This is a genomic window from Pseudomonas koreensis (genome assembly GCF_025447595.1).
GTDB lineage: Bacteria > Pseudomonadota > Gammaproteobacteria > Pseudomonadales > Pseudomonadaceae > Aquipseudomonas > Aquipseudomonas koreensis_H.
Map to the genome: position 1 here is coordinate 26,697 of NZ_JAOEJU010000035.1, position 17,381 is coordinate 44,077.

The window sequence follows — 17,381 nt, forward strand, 5'->3', positions numbered from 1 at the left end:
GTGCCGCCCCATGACTGCGTTGAAATACCTCCAGGCCTATCCCGCGCAATTGCAGGATCAGGTGCGCCAATTGATCGCCGACAACCGCCTCGGTGATTACCTGAGCCAACGCTATCCGGGCCGCCACGATGTGCAGAGCGACAAGGCGTTGTACGGTTATGCGCTGGACTTGAAGCAGGAATACCTGCGCAACGCCCCGGCCATCGACAAGGTCCTGTTCGACAACCGCCTCGACCTGACCCACCGCGCCCTCGGCCTGCACACCACGGTGTCGCGGGTGCAGGGCGGCAAGCTCAAGGCCAAGAAAGAGATTCGCATCGCTTCGCTGTTCAAGGAGGCCGCGCCTGAGTTTTTGAAGATGATCGTCGTGCATGAACTGGCGCACTTCAAGGAATCGGATCACAACAAGGCGTTCTATAAATTATGTGAGCACATGCTGCCGGGCTATCACCAGATCGAGTTCGATCTGCGGGTGTACCTGACGTGGCGGGACATGCAATAAGACATCAAACAACGGAGCGCATGCATGGACGTGAGCAAGACCAAGAGCAGTTTCTACCGGCGCTTGTACGTGGCGTACCTGATCGACAGCGGCCTGGCCAGCAGCGTGCCGGCGCTGACCGACGTTACCGGCATGCCCCGGCGCACGGCGCAGGACACGATTGCGGCGCTGGCGGATCTGGATATCGTTTGCGAGTTCGAACAGGAAGAGGGCGCGCGCAATCATGCGGGGCGCTACCGGATTCGCGAGTGGGGGGCGATTGATCGGGGGTGGATTGAGCGCAATTTGCGGCAGATCAAGGCTGTGCTTGAGTATCCCTGAGTCTTGTGGCGTCAGGGCTGACGCCTTCGCGAGCAAGCTCGCTCCCACATTGAAATGCGTTCCCCCTGTGGGAGCGAGCTTGCTCGCGAGGGCGTTCCGACGAAGAGACCTTCAGGACCGCCGCATCCCGATATGCGGAATGTCATCCTCCAGATATTCCTCACCCGCCACCACAAACCCGTACCGCCCGTAATACCCCTGCAAATGCGCCTGCGCCGACAGGTAGATCGGCACTTCAGGCCAACGCTTCTGCGCCTGTTTCAGCGCCTGTTCCATCATTTCATGCCCCAATCCCTTGCCACGCCCGGCCGGCGCGGTCAGCACGCGGCCGATCACAACGTCACCACCCTGGGATTCCGGGTCCAGCAGGCGTAGATACGCCACCAGCTGATCACCGTCCCAGCCCATCAAATGGCAGGTGTCGCCGTCCAGATCCTGACCGTCCGGATCCAGGTACGCGCAGCGCTGTTCGACCACGAACACTTCCGAGCGCAATTTCAAAATGGCGTACAGCTGCTCCAGTCCCAGATCGCTGTGATGTTTGCAGACCCACTCGATTGTCATCTTCCGATTCCTTGAACTACGTCGCCCGATACTAAGCGCAGCGCCGAAATATGTCTGTATGGCTGAGAAATCTGTGACAAAGGCCAAAATGCCATCATTCCAATATCGCGGCCCGCCGTACTTTGTGTAATCTGCTGGGAAGCGCTGTGCAATGGCTTCAATGAGCTAATGTTAGGGCCTGGGATTCGCCGGTAAGGGGCCTTGGGGTTTTGACTGAAAACACGCCGGGCGGCCCGCCCGCTAAGGATTTTCAAGCATGCCGCGATTGCATCGAGCCTTTGCTTTGATCGGATTGCTGTTGCTGGGTCAAAGCGCTGCAGCGGAGAAATTGCGTCTGGTATTCGACGTCTGGCCACCCTTTACCGATGACACACTGGTCAACGGTGGGCTGGCGACCGACATCGTCAGCACGGCCTTGGCCCGCGCCGGTTATGCCAGCGGTTACGAGCAGGTGCCGTGGGCGCGGGCGCTGCTGGGGGTTGGCGAAGGACGTTACGACGTGTTGGTGAACGCCTGGTACAACGACGAGCGCACGAAGCTCGGGCAGTTTTCTGCCGAGTACCTGCTCAATCGAGTGCGCTTTCTCAAACGCAAAGACGCGCCCATCGAATACAGCAACCTGCAGGAACTGCACACCTATCCGATTGCGGTAGTGCGCGGCTACGCCTATTCGGCGCCGTTCGATGCCGACACCGCATTGCAGAAAGTCCCCGTGCATAACTTCGCCATGGCCGTGCGCATGCTGGCGGCGGATCGGGTCAAGCTGACCCTGGAGGACGAATACGTCGCCCGCTATTACCTGGCCCGGGAGTCACCAAAAGTGCGCAACGCGGTGGAGTTTCTGCCCAAGCCGTTGAGCGAGAACAGCCTGCACATTCTGGTCAGCCTGAAGAACCCGCAACACGAGCAGATCGTTGCCGGATTCGACAAGGCGATTGCGTCGATGAAGGCCGATGGCAGCTATGACAAGTTGCTCAGGCAGCATGGAATGTAGTCTGAAAGATTTTTAGTGCACTAACTGGCCTCTTCGCGGGCAAGCCCGCTCCCACAAGTACAGCGGCAGTTCACATATTTTGTGTACCACACCGACACTGTGGGAGCGGGCTTGCCCGCGAAGAGGCCTGTCCGGCCACCTCAATCCTCGGCGGTATCCTTGATCAGATGCGCCGCCAGCGTGCGCAACGGGCCAAGCTGCCGGCAGATCAGTGCCAGTTGCGTCTGCACCAGTCGCTGGCCTTCGTCGATTTCGTCCGGCATCTGCTCAAGCTCGTTGGCCAGCGCTTCTTCCTCATCGCTCTGAATCGCAATCGGCTGTTTGCTCGCCAGACCTTGGGCGATCTCATCGATGCTTGCCGCCAGACTCACCCCGGCGCCGTCGATCAGGTGTTCGCGCACCTCGGCCGGCAGCTGGGTTTCCCGGTGTGCGCCAAGCCCTGACAGATAGCTGAGCAAGGTGTGCGACAGCACCAGGAAGCGGAAGCCCACGTCGGCTTCTTTGCGGAAATGTCCCGGCTCCATCAGCATGTTCGCCAACGTGGTCGACAGCGCCGCATCAGCGTTGTGCGCGTTGCGCCGGGCCAGGCGATAGGCGAGGTCGTCGCTCTTGCCGGCGGCGTATTGCTGCATGATCTGGCGCAGGTAAATGCTGTTGCAGGTGAGGGTGTTGGCCAACACTTTGTTCAGGCGCCGACCCTGCCAGTCCGGCAGGAACAGGAACACCGCAAGCCCCGCAATCAGGCTGCCGAGCAAAGTATCGAACAACCGTGGCACAAACAGCCCGTAGCCATCACCGACCTGGTTGAAGCAGAACAGCACCATGATCGTGATCGCGGCGGTCGCCACGGTGTAGCGGGTGGTGCGGTTGGTAAAGAACACCACGCCGGCGGCGATGGCGAAGCACGACTGCACCAGCGGGTTCGGGAACAGATCGAACAGCGCCCAGGCAATCGTCAGGCCGATGGCGGTGCCGAAAATTCGCTGACCGAGTTTGCGCCGCGTCGCGCCGTAGTTCGGCTGGCAGACGAACAGCGTGGTGAGGATGATCCAGTAGCCTTGCGACGGGTGAATCAGGTGCACCATGCCGTAGCCGATGCTCAACGCCAACGGCAAACGCAGGGCGTGGCGGAACAGCAGCGAGGTCGGTGTCAGCTGCGTGCGCAGGCGAATCCACACGTCCTTGAAATTGCGCGGTGAACGGTCGAGCAGGCTGCTGTCGGTGGCGTCGGCCAGGGCGTCGGGGTTGCTGGCGTCGCTGAGCAAACGGTCGAGGGTGCCGAGGTTGGCCGCCAGTGCGCGCAACGAACGGAGCAGTCCGCGCCAGGCCGGGTTGCTCTGGATGCGCAGGTGTTCGAGGGAAGCGTGCAAGTCGCTCAGGGCTTCGGCGAAACTCGCGTCGTAGATGAACGGCTGGCGCATCTGGATCGATTCGGCCAGCGCCCGGCAGGCTTTGCCTTGCTGGCGCAGCAGGCGCTGGCAGCGGAACAAGACATCGCTGTGGAAAAACGCATCGGCCAGGGCGTTGTAGGGATAGTGCGAAGAGCTGGCGCGTTCGTGAATGTCTTGCGCCAGGAAGTACAGCTTCAGGTAACGGCTGACTTTCGAGCCCGGACGACCGTTGCCGACCCGGTGCAGGATGATTTCCTTGGCGCTGTTCAGCGCTGCGACGACCCGGCCGTTTTGCTGCGCCAGTTCCAGTCGCCGCGCCTCCACGTCCATCTGACGGATCGGCTCGAACAGCGAAGATTTCAGCTTCAGGTAATAGCCCAGTTCACGGAACAGCCGCGCCAGACTTTGCTGCACCGGCTGATTGGAAAACATCGCCTGCCACAGCACTGACAGCAGGCCGTACCACGCGGCGCCGGCCACCAGCAGCATCGGCTCGTGCCAGAAATCCGTGACCGCGCCACCGCGCTGATCCACGCCGATCATGGTGTAGACGGAAAGAATCAGCGTCGCCGAAGCAATCGCGCCATAACGTTCGCCGAGCGCACCGAGCATGGTCAGGCCGAAGCTGGCCAGTGCCAAAGCGATGACGAATACGATGGGGTAGGGGAAGAGCAGTTCGACGGACAGCGCCGCAACGCTGAAACACACCAGCGTCACCGCCAATGCATTGAGGCGGCCCTGCCAACTGTCGTCGGTCTCGGCCAGGGCGCTGGCGATGATCCCGAGGAACAGCGGGATCAGCAGCCCCATTTCATCCTGATACCAGCACAGCGCCATGCTGCCGGTCAGGGCGATGAACACCCGCACGCTGTAGCTGAATTTATCCAGCGCCCACAGGCGCCGCAAAGACTGACGAAACGAGGTCGAGGACATGAAGTGCGAAGGCCTTCCGAGGCGATGCCGCTAAATTGAGCCAGTAATGACGCCGACGCAATGGCGCCGATCACATCTGACAGCAAAAAGTGTTCCCTACAGCTTCAGCGATAACAAATGTGGGAGCGAGCTTGCTCGCGAAAGCGGTATGTCATTCAACATATGTGTCGACTGACAGATTGCATTCGCGAGCAAGCTCGCTCCCACAGGGTTTTGTATATGGCTTTGGGTCAGACGTACTGCGCGGCTGCGTAGCCGGAAGCCCAGGCCCACTGGAAGTTGAATCCGCCCAGATGCCCGGTGACGTCGAGCACTTCGCCGACAAAGTACAGGCCCGGGCTTTTCAGCGATTCCATGGTCTTGGACGAGACTTCGCGGGTATCGACGCCACCGAGGGTGACTTCGGCGGTGCGGTAGCCTTCGGTCCCGGCCGGGACGACTTTCCAGCTGCCCAGCTTCTCGGCGATCTCCGCCAGTTCAGCATGGGTGTACTGCTTCATCGGTTTGGAGACGAACCAGTTGTCTGCCAGCAGGTTGGCCATCTTCTTGGTGAAGATTTCGCCGAGCAGGGTTTTCAGTTCGCTGTTCGGACGCTCGGCGGTTTGCTGTTGCAGCCAGCTCGCGGCGTCGTGATCGGGCAGCAGGTTGATCTCGACCGTGTCGCCCGGCTCCCAGAACGAGGAAATCTGCAGAATCGCCGGGCCGCTCAGACCACGGTGAGTGAACAGGATGTTCTCGCGAAAGCTCTGATCGTTGCAGCTGACCAGACAATCCACCGAGGTGCCGGACAGCTCGGTGCACAAATCCTTGAGCTGATCGGTGATGGTGAACGGCACCAGCCCGGCGCGGGTCGGCAGCAGGTCGTGGCCGAACTGTTTGGCGACCTGATAACCGAAACCGGTCGCGCCCAATGTCGGGATCGACAGGCCGCCAGTGGCGATCACCAGCGACTGGCACTGGATCTGCCCGAGTGTGGTGTCGAGCAGGTAACCGCCTTCAACCTTTTCGATGGTCTGGATCGAAGTGTCCAGGTGCAGGTTGACGCCGACCTGATCGCACTCGTCCAGCAGCATGCCGAGGATGTCGCTGGATTTGTTATCGCAGAACAGTTGGCCGAGCTTTTTCTCGTGATACGGCACGCCGTGCTTGGCGACCATGCCGATGAAGTCCCACTGGGTGTAGCGGGCCAGCGCGGATTTACAGAAGTGCGCATTCTGCGAGAGAAAATTGCTCGGTTCGGTGTACATGTTGGTGAAGTTGCAGCGCCCACCGCCGGACATCAGGATTTTCTTGCCGGCCTTGTTCGCGTGGTCGAGCAGCATCACCTGACGCCCGCGCCCGGCGGCGGTCAGTGCACACATCAACCCTGCGGCGCCAGCGCCAATGATCACGACTTCGGTAGAGCGCAAAACGGTGTCCTCACACAAAATTCAAATTCACCGGAAACCAATGTGGGAGCGAGCTTGCTCGCGATAGCGGTGTGTCAGTCACAAAGATATCAACTGACAGATTGCAATCGCGAGCAAGCTCGCTCCCACAGGGATCTACTTTGGATGGTAGACCGCTTACAAAACGCGAACGCGCAGCGAACGCCCCTTGATCTTGCCGTTGTTCAAACGCTGCAGCGCCTGCATGACCACGGTGCGTTCAACAGCTACATAGGACTGGAAGTCGAAGATCGCGATCTTGCCGACCTGGGCGCCCGGAATGCCGGCTTCACCGGTCAGTGCACCAAGAATGTCGCCCGGACGCACCTTGTCTTTACGGCCGCCAGCGATGCACAGCGTGCTCATCGGCGGTTGCAGCGGGGCACCGCCCTGGGATTTGAGGTTGTCCACCTGATCCCAGTTCAGCGGGGTTTTCTGCAATTGTTCGATGGCTTGCGCGCGGTGCGCTTCCGACGGCGCCACCAGGCTGACCGCAATGCCTTTCTCGCCGGCACGACCGGTACGGCCGACGCGGTGAATGTGGATTTCCGAGTCGCGGGCCAGTTCGACGTTGATCACCATGTCCAGCGAGTCGATGTCCAGACCACGGGCGGCGACGTCGGTGGCGACCAGCACCGAAGTGCTGCGGTTGGCGAACATTGCGAGTACCTGATCGCGGTCACGCTGTTCCAGATCGCCGTGCAGGCCGACGGCGGAAATGCCTTTGGAGGTCAGGTGGTCGACGGTTTCCTGCACTTGCTGCTTGGTGAAGCAGAAGGCCACGGTGGAGGCCGGACGGAAGTGATGCAGGACCTTGGTCACCGCACTCATGCGCTCTTCCGGGGAAATCTCGTAGAAGCGCTGCTCGATCTGAGTGTCGTCGTGGAACGCTTCGGCCTTGACCGTTTGCGGGTCACGCATGAACTTCGAAGCGAGTTGCTTGATGCCCACCGGGTAGGTCGCCGAGAACAGCAGGGTCTGACGACGGGACGGAGTCTGCTCGATGATGTCTTCGATGGCGTCGTAGAAACCCATGTCGAGCATGCGGTCGGCTTCGTCGAGGATCAGCGTGTTGAGGCCGTCGAGGACCAGCGAACCCTTGCGCAGGTGCTGCTGGATGCGGCCCGGGGTGCCGACGATGATGTGCGCGCCGTGCTCCAGCGAGGCGATCTGCGGACCGAACGACACGCCGCCGCACAGGGTCAGGACCTTGATGTTGTCTTCGGCGCGGGCCAGACGACGGATTTCCTTGGCGACCTGGTCAGCCAGCTCGCGGGTCGGGCAAATCACCAGTGCCTGGCAACCGAAGTAGCGCGGATTGATCGGGTTCAGCAGGCCGATGCCGAACGCGGCGGTCTTGCCGCTGCCGGTCTTGGCCTGGGCGATCAGGTCCATCCCCTTGAGGATCACCGGCAAGCTCTGCGCCTGGATCGGCGTCATCTGGGCATAACCGAGGGAGTCGAGGTTAGCCAGCATGGCAGCGGACAGCGGCAAAGTATTAAAAGCGGTGGCGATGGTGGTCACGGGACTGGCCTGCAAAACAAAATGTCGCGCAGTGTACCAGTCCAGTGGCCATTAGCCCTAAGACTCGATGTGTTCTTCCGGACGTCTGACGCGCCGTCCGTCATTCTTGGATAGCTGGGAGAAAATCGTCGCGGCCAGCATGGCCATGATCCCAACCGTCACGAACGTAAGCTGAAACGCCCCCAACACGGTCTCAACGCCGTCATTCCCGATCTCTGCCGTAAAGCCGCCGAGCAACGCCCCGGCGCATGCCACCCCGAGGCTCAGCGACAATTGCGCCACCACCGACAGCAAACTGTTGCCGCTGCTGGCGCTGGCGTCGTCGAGGTCGATCAGGGTCACGGTGTTCATCGCGGTGAATTGCAGCGAGTTGATCGCCCCGAGAATCGCCAGCAGGCACAGCAGCAGCCAGTACGGCGTCTGCTCGCTGACCAGGCCCATGCTTGCCAGCATGATCCCCAGAAACAGCGTGTTGCCGGTCAGCACGATGCGATAGCCCAGACGCTCGATCAGCGGGCGCGCGCCCCACTTGGCGACCATCGCGGCAGCCGCCAGCGGCAGCATGCTCATCCCGGCCTGGGACGGCGAATATCCCAACGCCACTTGCAGCAGCAACGGCACCAGGAACGGCAGGGCGCCGCTGCCCAGGCGCGCGAACAGGTTGCCGAGAATGCCGACCGCGAAGGTGCGGGTCTTGAACAGCGACGGCGCGAACAGCGGGTTTTCAATGTGCCCCGCGCGCAGCCAGTACGCCGCCAGACACGCCATGCCGCCGAACAGCAACAGCATCACCCGCAGGTGCGGCAGGTGCAGTTCGCCGAGGCCTTCCATGGCGATGGTGATCAGCACCATCGCCGCGCCGAACAGCAGGAAACCGAGGCTATCGAAACGTGTGCGCTCGGTGCCGCGCAGGTCGGGAATGAATTTCCACACTGCGTAGCAACCGATGACGCCGACCGGCAGGTTGATCAGGAAGATCCAGTGCCACGTCAGGTATTCCACCATCCAGCCGCCCATGGTCGGGCCGATCAGCGGGCCGAGCAGGCCGGGAATGGTGATGAAACCCATGATCCGCACCAGTTCCGAACGCGGGTAGGCGCGCAGCACCACAAGGCGCCCGACCGGCAGCATCAGCGCACCGCCGAGGCCCTGAATCACGCGCGCGCCAATCAGCATGCTCAGGCTGCTCGACAAGGCGCACAGCAGCGAGCCGAGGCTGAACAGCAGGATCGCGCCGAAGAAGATTTTCTTGGTGCCGAAGCGGTCGGCGATCCAGCCCGAGGCCGGAATCAACAGGGCCACGGTGAGCATGTAGGCGATGATCACGCCCTGCATGCGCAGAGGGTCTTCGGCAAGGTCCCTGGCCATGGCCGGCAGGGCGGTGTTGAGAATGGTCCCGTCGAGGGACTGCATGAAGAACGCGATGGCGACGACCCACGGCAACCAGCGGGCGGTGATGGCGTCGAGCGGCGGGCGGTTGGGCATGGAACCTCTGGTGATTGGGGTTAATGCATATCCATGGTCGAGCTCGGTCAACGTGGGAGCGAGCTTGCTCGCGAAAGCGGTAAATCAGTCGACATCAATGTTGAATGAAATGCCCTCTTCGCGAGCAAGCTCGCTCCCACAGGGTGTCACAGCGTCAAGGTCAATCGGCTCACCAGCGCTCCCGGCAAAAGCGCCGACGAGGTATTGCGCTGGCTGTAGGTGCTCGCCGACAGCAGCAACTCCCGCTCGGCGGTCAACGCTTCCAGCTGCGAACCCAGCAGGCTGTAGGCGCTGTCGTCGAAACGCATGGTGCTGACCGGCGCCTGAATCTCGCCGTTTTCAACCCAGAACGTGGCAAACCGGGTCATGCCGGTCAGACGCGCCGCCGGTTGATCGGAGAAGTTCAGGTACCACAAGTTGCTGATGTACAAGCCGGTGCCCAACTGCTTGAGGATCTCGGCCTGCGGCAAATCACCCGCGCCCATGTTCAGCGCGCTCGGCGATTCGCCACCGCCTGCACCGTTGGCTGTCAGACCGTATTCGGCAGCACTGCGCGAACTGACCAACTGATCACCCGCTTTGCCTTCGATGATCAACCGCAGATCGCTGCGCGGGTAACCTTCGCCGGAGAACGCCGGGCTCAGCGAGCCGCTGACTTTTTCGTCGAGGGACACCAGCGGACTGAACGCCTGATCGCCGGCATACAGCTTCTGCAACGGGCTGCTCTTGCTGGCAATCGACTGCGCCGAGAAACCGCCCCAGCACAGCATGCCCATGATTTCTTCCAGGGCTGCGGGCGCCAGATAGGCTCGGTATTGGCCGGGCGGCAAGGTGCGCAGCGGGCGACCGAGGAACTCGAGTTGCTCGCGGGCCTGCTGGATGCGTCTGGCGAAATCTTCGCTGTTCCAGTCATGCCCGGCGTAGCTGGCCTTCACTGCTTCGCCGTTCTCGTGGAACAGGCTGAAGTCGAAGTTGAAGCTGTTGGCCTGATGCCAGCCGAACGCGCCGGAAGAGCTGGCAAAGCCACGGCTGATCGGACCTGCAGCGTAGAAACCGACCAGATCCAGACCTTCGGCCGCCTGGGCAATTTCAGCCACGACCTGCTCGGTGTCCGGCAGCGGATGTTCCTGCACGTTCTTGCTCTGCCAGCCGTTGTGGTTGAGCAGCAGGTACGGATCCTGCGGCAGCAGCGGCAGGGTTTCGCGCAGTTGCTGCAAGCCTTCGGCGAGACGTTGCAGGTCGGTGGCCTGCTCACCGGACAGCGTGATGTGCAGGTCGGCATGGCGACCGTCGTCGATCAGTTTCAGACCGATACCGGCTTGTTGCACTTGCCCGGCCTGACGCACCTTGGCGTGGTTGAAGCGCACGAAGGCCGACGATTCGGCGTCGTAACTCAGGGTGAACTGTTCCGGCTCGCGCACGGCATCGCGCAGCCAGTTGACCAGCACCTTGAACGCCTCGGACGGGTTCTTGGAAATACTCATCAGGCGTCTCCCCCAAACACATCAACATTGCTGAACACGCAGGCCGGCGACGCATGGCCGACGCGGATCACCTGGTTCGGTTCGCCCTTGCCGCAGTTCGGCGTGCCCAGCACCTGAGTGGTGCCGGCGTTGCCGACGGCGCGCAGGCTCTTCCAGAAGTGCGCGGAAATACCCCGGTAGTTCGGGTTTTTCACCACGCCCTTGAGTTCGCCGTTTTCGATCAACTGGCCCCATTCGCAGCCGAACTGGAATTTGTTGCGTGCATCGTCGATCGACCATGAGCGGTTGGTGCTCATCAGAATGCCGTTTTCGATGCCGCTGATCAGTTGCTCCAGCGGCTGGTCGCCTGGCTCGATGTTGAGGTTGGCCATGCGATCGATCGGTGGGCGGTTCCAGCCGCAGGCGCGGCTGTTGGCGACACCGTCCAGCCCCGCGCGGAACTGCGACAGGGCACCGCCCAACGGACGGACCAGCAGGCCTTCGCGAATCAGGAATTGTTTGCTGGCTTTGGAACCGTCGTCATCGTGACCGTAACTCGCCAGTTCTTCGGGAATACCCGGATCGAACGTCACGTTGAGCAGTTTCGAGCCGTATTGCAGGCTGCCGAAATCCGAAGCTTTGACGAAACTGGTGCCGGCGTAATTGCGCTCGTCCCCGAGAATCCGGTCGAGCTCCAGCGGGTGGCCGATGGATTCGTGGATCTGCAGCATCATCTGGTCGGGCATCAACAGCAGGTCGCGCGGGCCTTGCGGGGTGTTCGGCGCGAGCAGCAGTTGCAGCGCCTGATCGGCGACTTGCGGGCCGGCGCCAATCAGGCCGCAACGGCTGATTACGTCGGCGCTGCCCTGCTGACCGAAGTTCTCGCGGCCGAGGCTGCGGGTCTGGCTGTCGTTGCCGTCGTAGGCGGTGACGTCCAGGCCCGGGTAGACGAAGCGCTGGGCCTGGCGCAATTCGGCGCCGGCGCTGCTCAGGTAGATCTGTTCGACGTGGGTGATGCCGATGCTCACTTCCCAATTCACCAGGCGCTCATCCTTTGGCACCGAGGCAGATTCCGCGCCAAGCAGCTCGAAGCATTCGCTCAGGGACGGGAAGGGTTGTTCGAGATTGGGTGAAAAGTAGTCGGCGCGGTCGCTGGACACCGGCTGCTGGCTCAGGTCGAGCAGGGCGTGGGGCTTGATCCGCCGGGCCTGTTGCTCGGCACGCTCAAGGGCGGCTTGCAGGCCTTGTTGCGACAGGTCATTGGTCGCGGCGTAGGCTTCGACGCCGTTGACCCGGACGGTGAGCATCGCGCCTTCGTCGCGGCTCAGGCTCGGCGGCTCGGCGACATTCTTGCGCACCGACAGGTACTGGCCGGACTCGCGGACATACCGCAAGGAAAAGAACTCGGCGCCCGTGCGCAAGGCAGCGAAGCGCTGCTTGAGCTGGGGGTGGAAATCGAACATCAGGGAAACCTCCTTGTTATGGGAGAAACGGCGAAGCGGATTCGGCGGGGAGGGGGTGAAACGATTGGGCGAGGACTAGAGTAGGCCTGCGAGGGGGTAGGATCAAGTGAAGAGGGGGTGTAGGGGGATTTACTGTAGGAAGCAGGGAGATAGGTGGTGATTAGTAGGGCCTCATCGTCGGAACGCCGCCCGGAGCAGGCTCGCTCCCACAGTTGAAATGCATTCCAAATGTGGGAGCGAGCCTGCTCGCGATTAGCCTTGATGCGGTGTAGCCGAATTACTGAGCAACAGCACTCACATCGCGCAGCGCCTTGCCTTTCACCGGCGCATCGCCAGCGACGTAGTACGGCGCCTTGCTGCGCGGCAGCGGCTGGCGGCCACGGATCTTGTCGGCGATTTTCTCGGCCATCATGATCGTCGGCGCGTTCAGGTTGCCGGTGGTGATGATCGGCATGATCGAGGCATCGACCACGCGCAGACCCTGCATGCCATGCACGCGGCCTTCGCCATCCACTACGGCCATGTCGTCGGTGCCCATCTTGCACGAGCAGGACGGGTGGAACGCGGTTTCGGCGTGCTCGCGGATGAACTTGTCCAGCTGCTCATCGGTTTGCACTTCGATGCCCGGGCTGATTTCACGGCCACGGAAGGCGTCCAGTGCAGGCTGCTGCATGATTTCACGGGTCAGGCGGATGCCGTCGCGGAATTCCTGCCAGTCCTGCTCGGTGGCCATGTAGTTGAACAGGATGCTCGGGTGCTGGCGCGGATCCTTGGATTTGACCTGGATGCGACCGCGGCTCGGCGAACGCATGGAACCCATGTGCGCCTGGAAGCCGTGCTCCTTCACACCGTTGCTGCCGTTGTAGTTAATCGCGACCGGCAGGAAGTGGTACTGAATGTTCGGCCATTCGAACTCTTCGCGAGTACGGATGAAACCGCCGGCTTCGAACTGGTTGCTGGCGCCGATGCCGGTGCCGTTGAACAGCCACTCGGCACCGATGGCTGGCTGGTTGTACCAGAGCAGCGACGGGTACAGCGAGACCGGTTGGGTGCAGGCGAATTGCAAGTACAGCTCGAGGTGATCCTGCAGGTTTTCGCCGACGCCCGGCAGATCGTGAACGACCGGGATGTCGAGGCTTTCCAGCAGTTTCGCCGGGCCGACGCCGGAGCGTTGCAGCAGTTGCGGCGAAGCGATCGCGCCGGAGCAGACGATGACTTCTTTGCGGGCGCGGGCTTCAACGCGCTCTTCGGCAGCGCCGACCAGGTAGCGCACGCCAACGGCACGCTTGCCTTCGAACAGAACCTTGTCGGTCAGGGCGTGAGTGACGATGGTCAGGGTCGAACGCTTCTTGGCCACGTCCAGGTAACCACGGGCGGTGGAGGCACGACGGCCTTTCGGCGTCACGGTGCGGTCCATCGGGCCGAAGCCTTCCTGCTGGTAGCCGTTCAGGTCTTCGGTGCGCGGGTAACCGGCTTGTACGCCGGCTTCAACCATGGCGTGGAACAGCGGGTTGTTGCCCGCTTTTGGCGTGGTCACGCTGACCGGGCCTTCGCCACCGTGGTAGTCGTTCGGGCCGATGTCGCGGGTTTCCGCTTTACGGAAGTACGGCAGGCAATCGAGGTAGGTCCAGTCTTCCAGGCCTGGCAGTTTTGCCCAGCCGTCGTAGTCCATCGCGTTGCCACGGATGTAGCACATGCCGTTGATCAGCGAGGAACCGCCGAGGCCTTTGCCGCGACCGCATTCCATCCGGCGACCGTCCATGTGTGGCTCTGGATCGGTTTCGTACGCCCAGTTGTAGCGACGGCCCTGCAGCGGAAATGCCAGTGCGGCTGGCATCTGCGTGCGGAAGTCCATGCGGTAGTCCGGGCCGCCGGCTTCGAGAAGCAGAACGGTGACGCCTTCGTCTTCAGTCAGACGGGTCGCCAGGGTGTTACCGGCAGAACCGGCACCCACAATGATGTAATCGAATTCTTGGGACATTGAATGCACCCTCTTTGAAAGTTGGTCAGGTCAGGCCTGGCGAGTGCTTTGCACTCGATCGCGAGCAGGCTCGCTCCCACAGTGAATCGGGGATGACACAGGTTTGGTGGATGACACCAAACCTGTGGGAGCCAGCCTGCTGGCGATGACGGCCTCGCAGGCGAAGCGATTGATGCCTTAGAACACCGAGACGTAATCGCCCAGCTCGACCTGTACCGATTTGATGCGAGTGAAGTTGTTCAGCGAGCTGATGCCGTTCTCACGGCCGACGCCCGACTGCTTGTAACCGCCAACCGGCATTTTTGCGTCGGACTCGCCCCAGGCGTTGATCCAGCAGATACCGGCTTCCAGTTGATGAATCACGCGATGGGCGCGGTTCAGGTCGCGGGTGACGATACCGGCGGCCAGGCCGAAGTCGGTGTCGTTGGCGCGGCGGATCACTTCTTCTTCGGTTTCGTAGGTCAGGATCGCCATCACCGGGCCGAAGATTTCTTCACGAACGATGGTCATGTCGTCGGTGCAGTCGGTGAACACGGTCGGAGCCACGAACGCGCCTTTGGCGAATTCGCCGTCGGTCATGCGCTCGCCGCCGCACAGAACGCGGGCGCCTTCTTCTTTACCCTTGGCGATGTAGCCCAGCACGTTTTCCATGTGCGCGAAGCTGACCAGCGGGCCGAAGTTGGTGTTTTCGTCTTCCGGGTTGCCAACGCGGATGCGGGCAACGCGCTCGACGATCTTGGCTTCGAAAGCGGCTTTCAGGTGGCTCGGCACGAACACGCGAGTGCCGTTGGTGCAGACCTGACCGGAGCTGTAGAAGTTGGCCATCATGGCGGTGTCGGCGGCGCGATCCAGGTCGGCGTCGTCGCAGATGATCAGCGGGGACTTGCCGCCCAGTTCCATGGTCACGTCTTTGAGCGACGAAGCCGAAGCGCTGGCCATGACTTTCTTGCCGGTGTCGGTGCCGCCGGTGAAGGAGATCTTCTCGATGCGCGGGTGCTCGGTCAGCCAGGTGCCGACTTCACGGCCGCTGCCGGTCAGGACGTTGAACACGCCGTTCGGAACGCCGGCTTCGGTGTAGATCTCGGCCAGTTTCAGGGTGGTCAGCGAGGTGACTTCGCTTGGCTTGAAGATCATCGCGTTACCGGCCGCCAGGGCTGGTGCGGATTTCCACAGGGCGATCTGGATCGGGTAGTTCCACGCGCCGATACCGGCAACCACGCCCAGCGGCTCGCGACGGGTGTAGACGAATGCGGTGTCACGCAGCGGGATCTGCTCGCCTTCGATGGCGGGTACCAGGCCTGCGTAGTATTCCAGCACGTCGGCGCCGGTGACGATGTCGACGTACTTGGTTTCGGAGAAGGCTTTACCGGTGTCCAGGGTTTCCAGGGCAGCCAGTTCATCGTTGCGCTCGCGCAGGATGTCGACGGCGCGACGCAAGATGCGCGAACGCTCCATGGCGGTCATCGCGGCCCAGATTTTCTGGCCTTTTTCGGCGCTGACCACAGCACGCTCGACGTCTTCCTTGGTCGCACGTTGCACTTGTGCGAGGACTTCACCGTTAGCCGGGTTGATGGCTTCGAAGGTGGCATCGCTGCCGGCGTCGGAGTACGCGCCATCGATGTAGAGTTTTTGCAGTTCGAAACGGGCCATAGTGTCCTCGCAAGTGCATAAGTGGTTGGCGTTGACCACCGCGATCAGGCTGCGGTGGCGTTCAGGGGCCGAGCGTTTTCTGTGTGCTCTAGCTCACCTTCTTGGCCAATTGGAAATCCATGTATTCGTAAGCGATCTGTTGCGCCTGCGCAGTGTCGAAAGCGTCTCCCGACAGCGCGCCGCGCAACCACAAGCCATCGATGAGAGCTGCCAGTCCACGGGCGGCGGTGCGCGCATCTTCGAGCGGCAACACACGGCGGAACTCGCAGCACAGGTTGGAATACAGACGGTGATCGTTGATCCGCTGCAACCTGTGCAAAGACGGCTGGTGCATGCTGGTGGCCCAGAAGGCCAGCCAGGTTTTCATTGCCGGGCCATTGACCTGGCTGGCGTCGAAGTTGCCTTCGATGATCACCTGCAGATGCGCCCGGGGGCTGCTGTCTGCCAGCGCCTGACGGCGCGCGGTGACGTTCTCGCTGAGGACGCTCATCAGATACCGCATCGTGGCGGCGATCAGGCCATTCTTGTCCTGAAAATAGTGACTGATGATGCCATTCGAGACACCGGCCAAACGGGCGATCAGCGCAATGCTGGCGTCCCCCATTCCGACCTGATCAACCGCCTGCAAAGTGGCTTCGATCAGTTGTTGGCGGCGGATGGGTTGCATACCGACCTTGGGCATCTTGCACATCTCCTTAGGCCTTCCGACGGGCGAATGACGCCGATCGGATTGAGGGCCAGTCTATTTTGTTTTGATTGAACGTTCAATCAACAAAGAATAAGATCTGCGACAAATCGTCGCTGCCTACAGATTTTTCCTACGTGTAAGTGGCGATAAACCGACATCCGAAAATGCTCGAAACCTGCGCGGGGCAAGGCGCGGTTCGACGTTCGATGGACGTGTTGAATGGGCAAGACGCTCAAGGCCAGGTTTCGGATGAACGTCCATGCCTCGGCCACGACGGCGATTCGCGGTGCCATCTCTGCAGGTTCGGGCTTTTTTCGGGGTGTCTTTATATCACCCGCCGGTCGGCTGCCAACTAACCGATTGGTCGGGTTCCGTGTTGCCTTGTGTTCTTCTCTCGCACTGCCTGGAGCATTTGTGCCATGAGTTCTGCCTCGCTTATAAAGACCCCGCCCGAGAAGGTGACGGTCAACGGTTGGGTGTTCTACACCTCTACCGCGCTGATTCTGTTGTTGACCGCCATTCTGATCATCGCCCCGCAAGAGGCCGGCAGAATGCTGGGAGTGGCTCAGGCCTGGTTGTCCCGCAGCTTCGGCTGGTACTACATGGTGGTGATCGCCGCTTACCTCGTTTTCGTGGTGGGCCTGGCGTTTTCCTCCTACGGCAAACTCAAACTGGGTAGCAAGGATGACACCCCGGATTTCAGCTATGGCGCCTGGGCGGGAATGCTGTTCTCGTCGGGTATCGGTATTTCGCTGCTGTACTTCGGCGCCTCCGAGCCGCTGGATCACTACTTCAATCCGCCGGAAGGCGCGTCGGCCACCAACCTGGCGGCACGTCAGGCTGTTCAGCTGACGTTCCTGCACTGGGGCCTGCACGGCTGGGCGATCTACGCGCTGGTCGGTCTGGCCGTGGCGTATTTTGCTTACCGTCACAACCAGCCCCTGGCGCTGCGTTCGGCGCTGTACCCGCTGGCAGGTGAGCGCTGGGTCAAGGGC

Annotated in this window: 14 protein-coding genes; 4 read left to right on the top strand and 10 right to left on the bottom strand. The window is 61.5% G+C overall.

Features of this window, described 5'->3' with window-relative positions; all coding sequences use genetic code 11:
- Positions 1 to 10 precede the first annotated feature (10 nt).
- Both N8H71_RS27405 and N8H71_RS27410 read left to right on the top strand, forming a co-directional pair.
- On the top strand, positions 11 to 502 hold the full coding sequence (locus N8H71_RS27405) for a M48 metallopeptidase family protein (RefSeq protein ID WP_262196390.1): 492 nt from the start codon (positions 11 to 13) through the stop codon (positions 500 to 502).
- Positions 503 to 526: 24 nt separating this feature from the next.
- Positions 527 to 823 carry a winged helix-turn-helix domain-containing protein gene (locus tag N8H71_RS27410; RefSeq protein ID WP_008033286.1) on the top strand — a complete coding sequence of 99 codons (297 nt, stop codon included), beginning with the start codon at positions 527 to 529 and terminating at the stop codon, positions 821 to 823.
- Positions 824 to 934: 111 nt separating this feature from the next.
- On the opposite strand, the gene N8H71_RS27415 is transcribed toward N8H71_RS27410, so the two are convergent.
- On the bottom strand, positions 935 to 1,387 hold the full coding sequence (locus tag N8H71_RS27415) for a GNAT family N-acetyltransferase (RefSeq protein WP_039767984.1): 453 nt from the start codon (positions 1,385 to 1,387) through the stop codon (positions 935 to 937).
- A 256-nt stretch (positions 1,388 to 1,643) separates the two neighbouring features.
- Between N8H71_RS27415 and N8H71_RS27420 the strand changes: the two genes are divergently transcribed.
- Positions 1,644 to 2,381 carry a substrate-binding periplasmic protein gene (locus N8H71_RS27420; RefSeq protein WP_262196391.1) on the top strand — a complete coding sequence of 246 codons (738 nt, stop codon included), beginning with the start codon at positions 1,644 to 1,646 and terminating at the stop codon, positions 2,379 to 2,381.
- Positions 2,382 to 2,521: 140 nt separating this feature from the next.
- Here N8H71_RS27420 and yccS read toward each other — a convergent pair whose 3' ends face one another.
- The 9 genes from yccS to betI all read right to left on the bottom strand — a co-directional run bounded on the left by yccS (position 2,522) and on the right by betI (position 16,380).
- A complete protein-coding gene (gene yccS, locus N8H71_RS27425) occupies positions 2,522 to 4,705 on the bottom strand; it encodes a YccS family putative transporter (RefSeq protein WP_007959728.1) in 2,184 nt (727 codons plus the stop codon).
- 230 nt (positions 4,706 to 4,935) lie between these two features.
- Positions 4,936 to 6,114, bottom strand: coding sequence for an NAD(P)/FAD-dependent oxidoreductase (locus N8H71_RS27430; RefSeq protein ID WP_262196392.1), 1,179 nt, complete (start codon positions 6,112 to 6,114; stop codon positions 4,936 to 4,938).
- 156 nt (positions 6,115 to 6,270) lie between these two features.
- Positions 6,271 to 7,656, bottom strand: a complete 1,386-nt coding sequence (gene dbpA, locus N8H71_RS27435; RefSeq protein WP_262196393.1) for an ATP-dependent RNA helicase DbpA — start codon at positions 7,654 to 7,656, stop codon at positions 6,271 to 6,273.
- A 57-nt stretch (positions 7,657 to 7,713) separates the two neighbouring features.
- Positions 7,714 to 9,141: a multidrug transporter subunit MdtD gene (gene mdtD / locus N8H71_RS27440; protein ID WP_007959733.1), complete on the bottom strand. Its 1,428-nt coding sequence runs from the start codon at positions 9,139 to 9,141 to the stop codon at positions 7,714 to 7,716.
- A 146-nt stretch (positions 9,142 to 9,287) separates the two neighbouring features.
- Positions 9,288 to 10,625, bottom strand: coding sequence for a TldD/PmbA family protein (locus N8H71_RS27445; protein ID WP_262196394.1), 1,338 nt, complete (start codon positions 10,623 to 10,625; stop codon positions 9,288 to 9,290).
- Complete coding sequence (locus N8H71_RS27450; RefSeq protein WP_262196395.1) at positions 10,625 to 12,067, bottom strand: TldD/PmbA family protein; 1,443 nt, start codon at positions 12,065 to 12,067, stop codon at positions 10,625 to 10,627. Before N8H71_RS27450 ends, N8H71_RS27445 begins: the two co-directional genes overlap by 1 nt.
- Positions 12,068 to 12,344: 277 nt before the next feature.
- Positions 12,345 to 14,048, bottom strand: coding sequence for a choline dehydrogenase (gene betA, locus N8H71_RS27455; protein WP_262196396.1), 1,704 nt, complete (start codon positions 14,046 to 14,048; stop codon positions 12,345 to 12,347).
- Positions 14,049 to 14,225: 177 nt separating this feature from the next.
- Entirely contained in the window at positions 14,226 to 15,698 is a 1,473-nt protein-coding gene (betB, locus tag N8H71_RS27460) for a betaine-aldehyde dehydrogenase (protein WP_085709136.1), read from the bottom strand.
- Positions 15,699 to 15,786: 88 nt separating this feature from the next.
- Positions 15,787 to 16,380 (bottom strand): transcriptional regulator BetI, encoded by a 594-nt coding sequence (gene betI, locus N8H71_RS27465; protein WP_085688616.1) that lies wholly within the window; start codon positions 16,378 to 16,380, stop codon positions 15,787 to 15,789.
- Between the two features lie 425 nt (positions 16,381 to 16,805).
- On the opposite strand from betI, the gene N8H71_RS27470 reads away from it, so the two are divergent.
- On the top strand, positions 16,806 to 17,381 hold a 576-nt coding region (locus tag N8H71_RS27470), incomplete at its 3' end, for a BCCT family transporter (protein WP_262196397.1).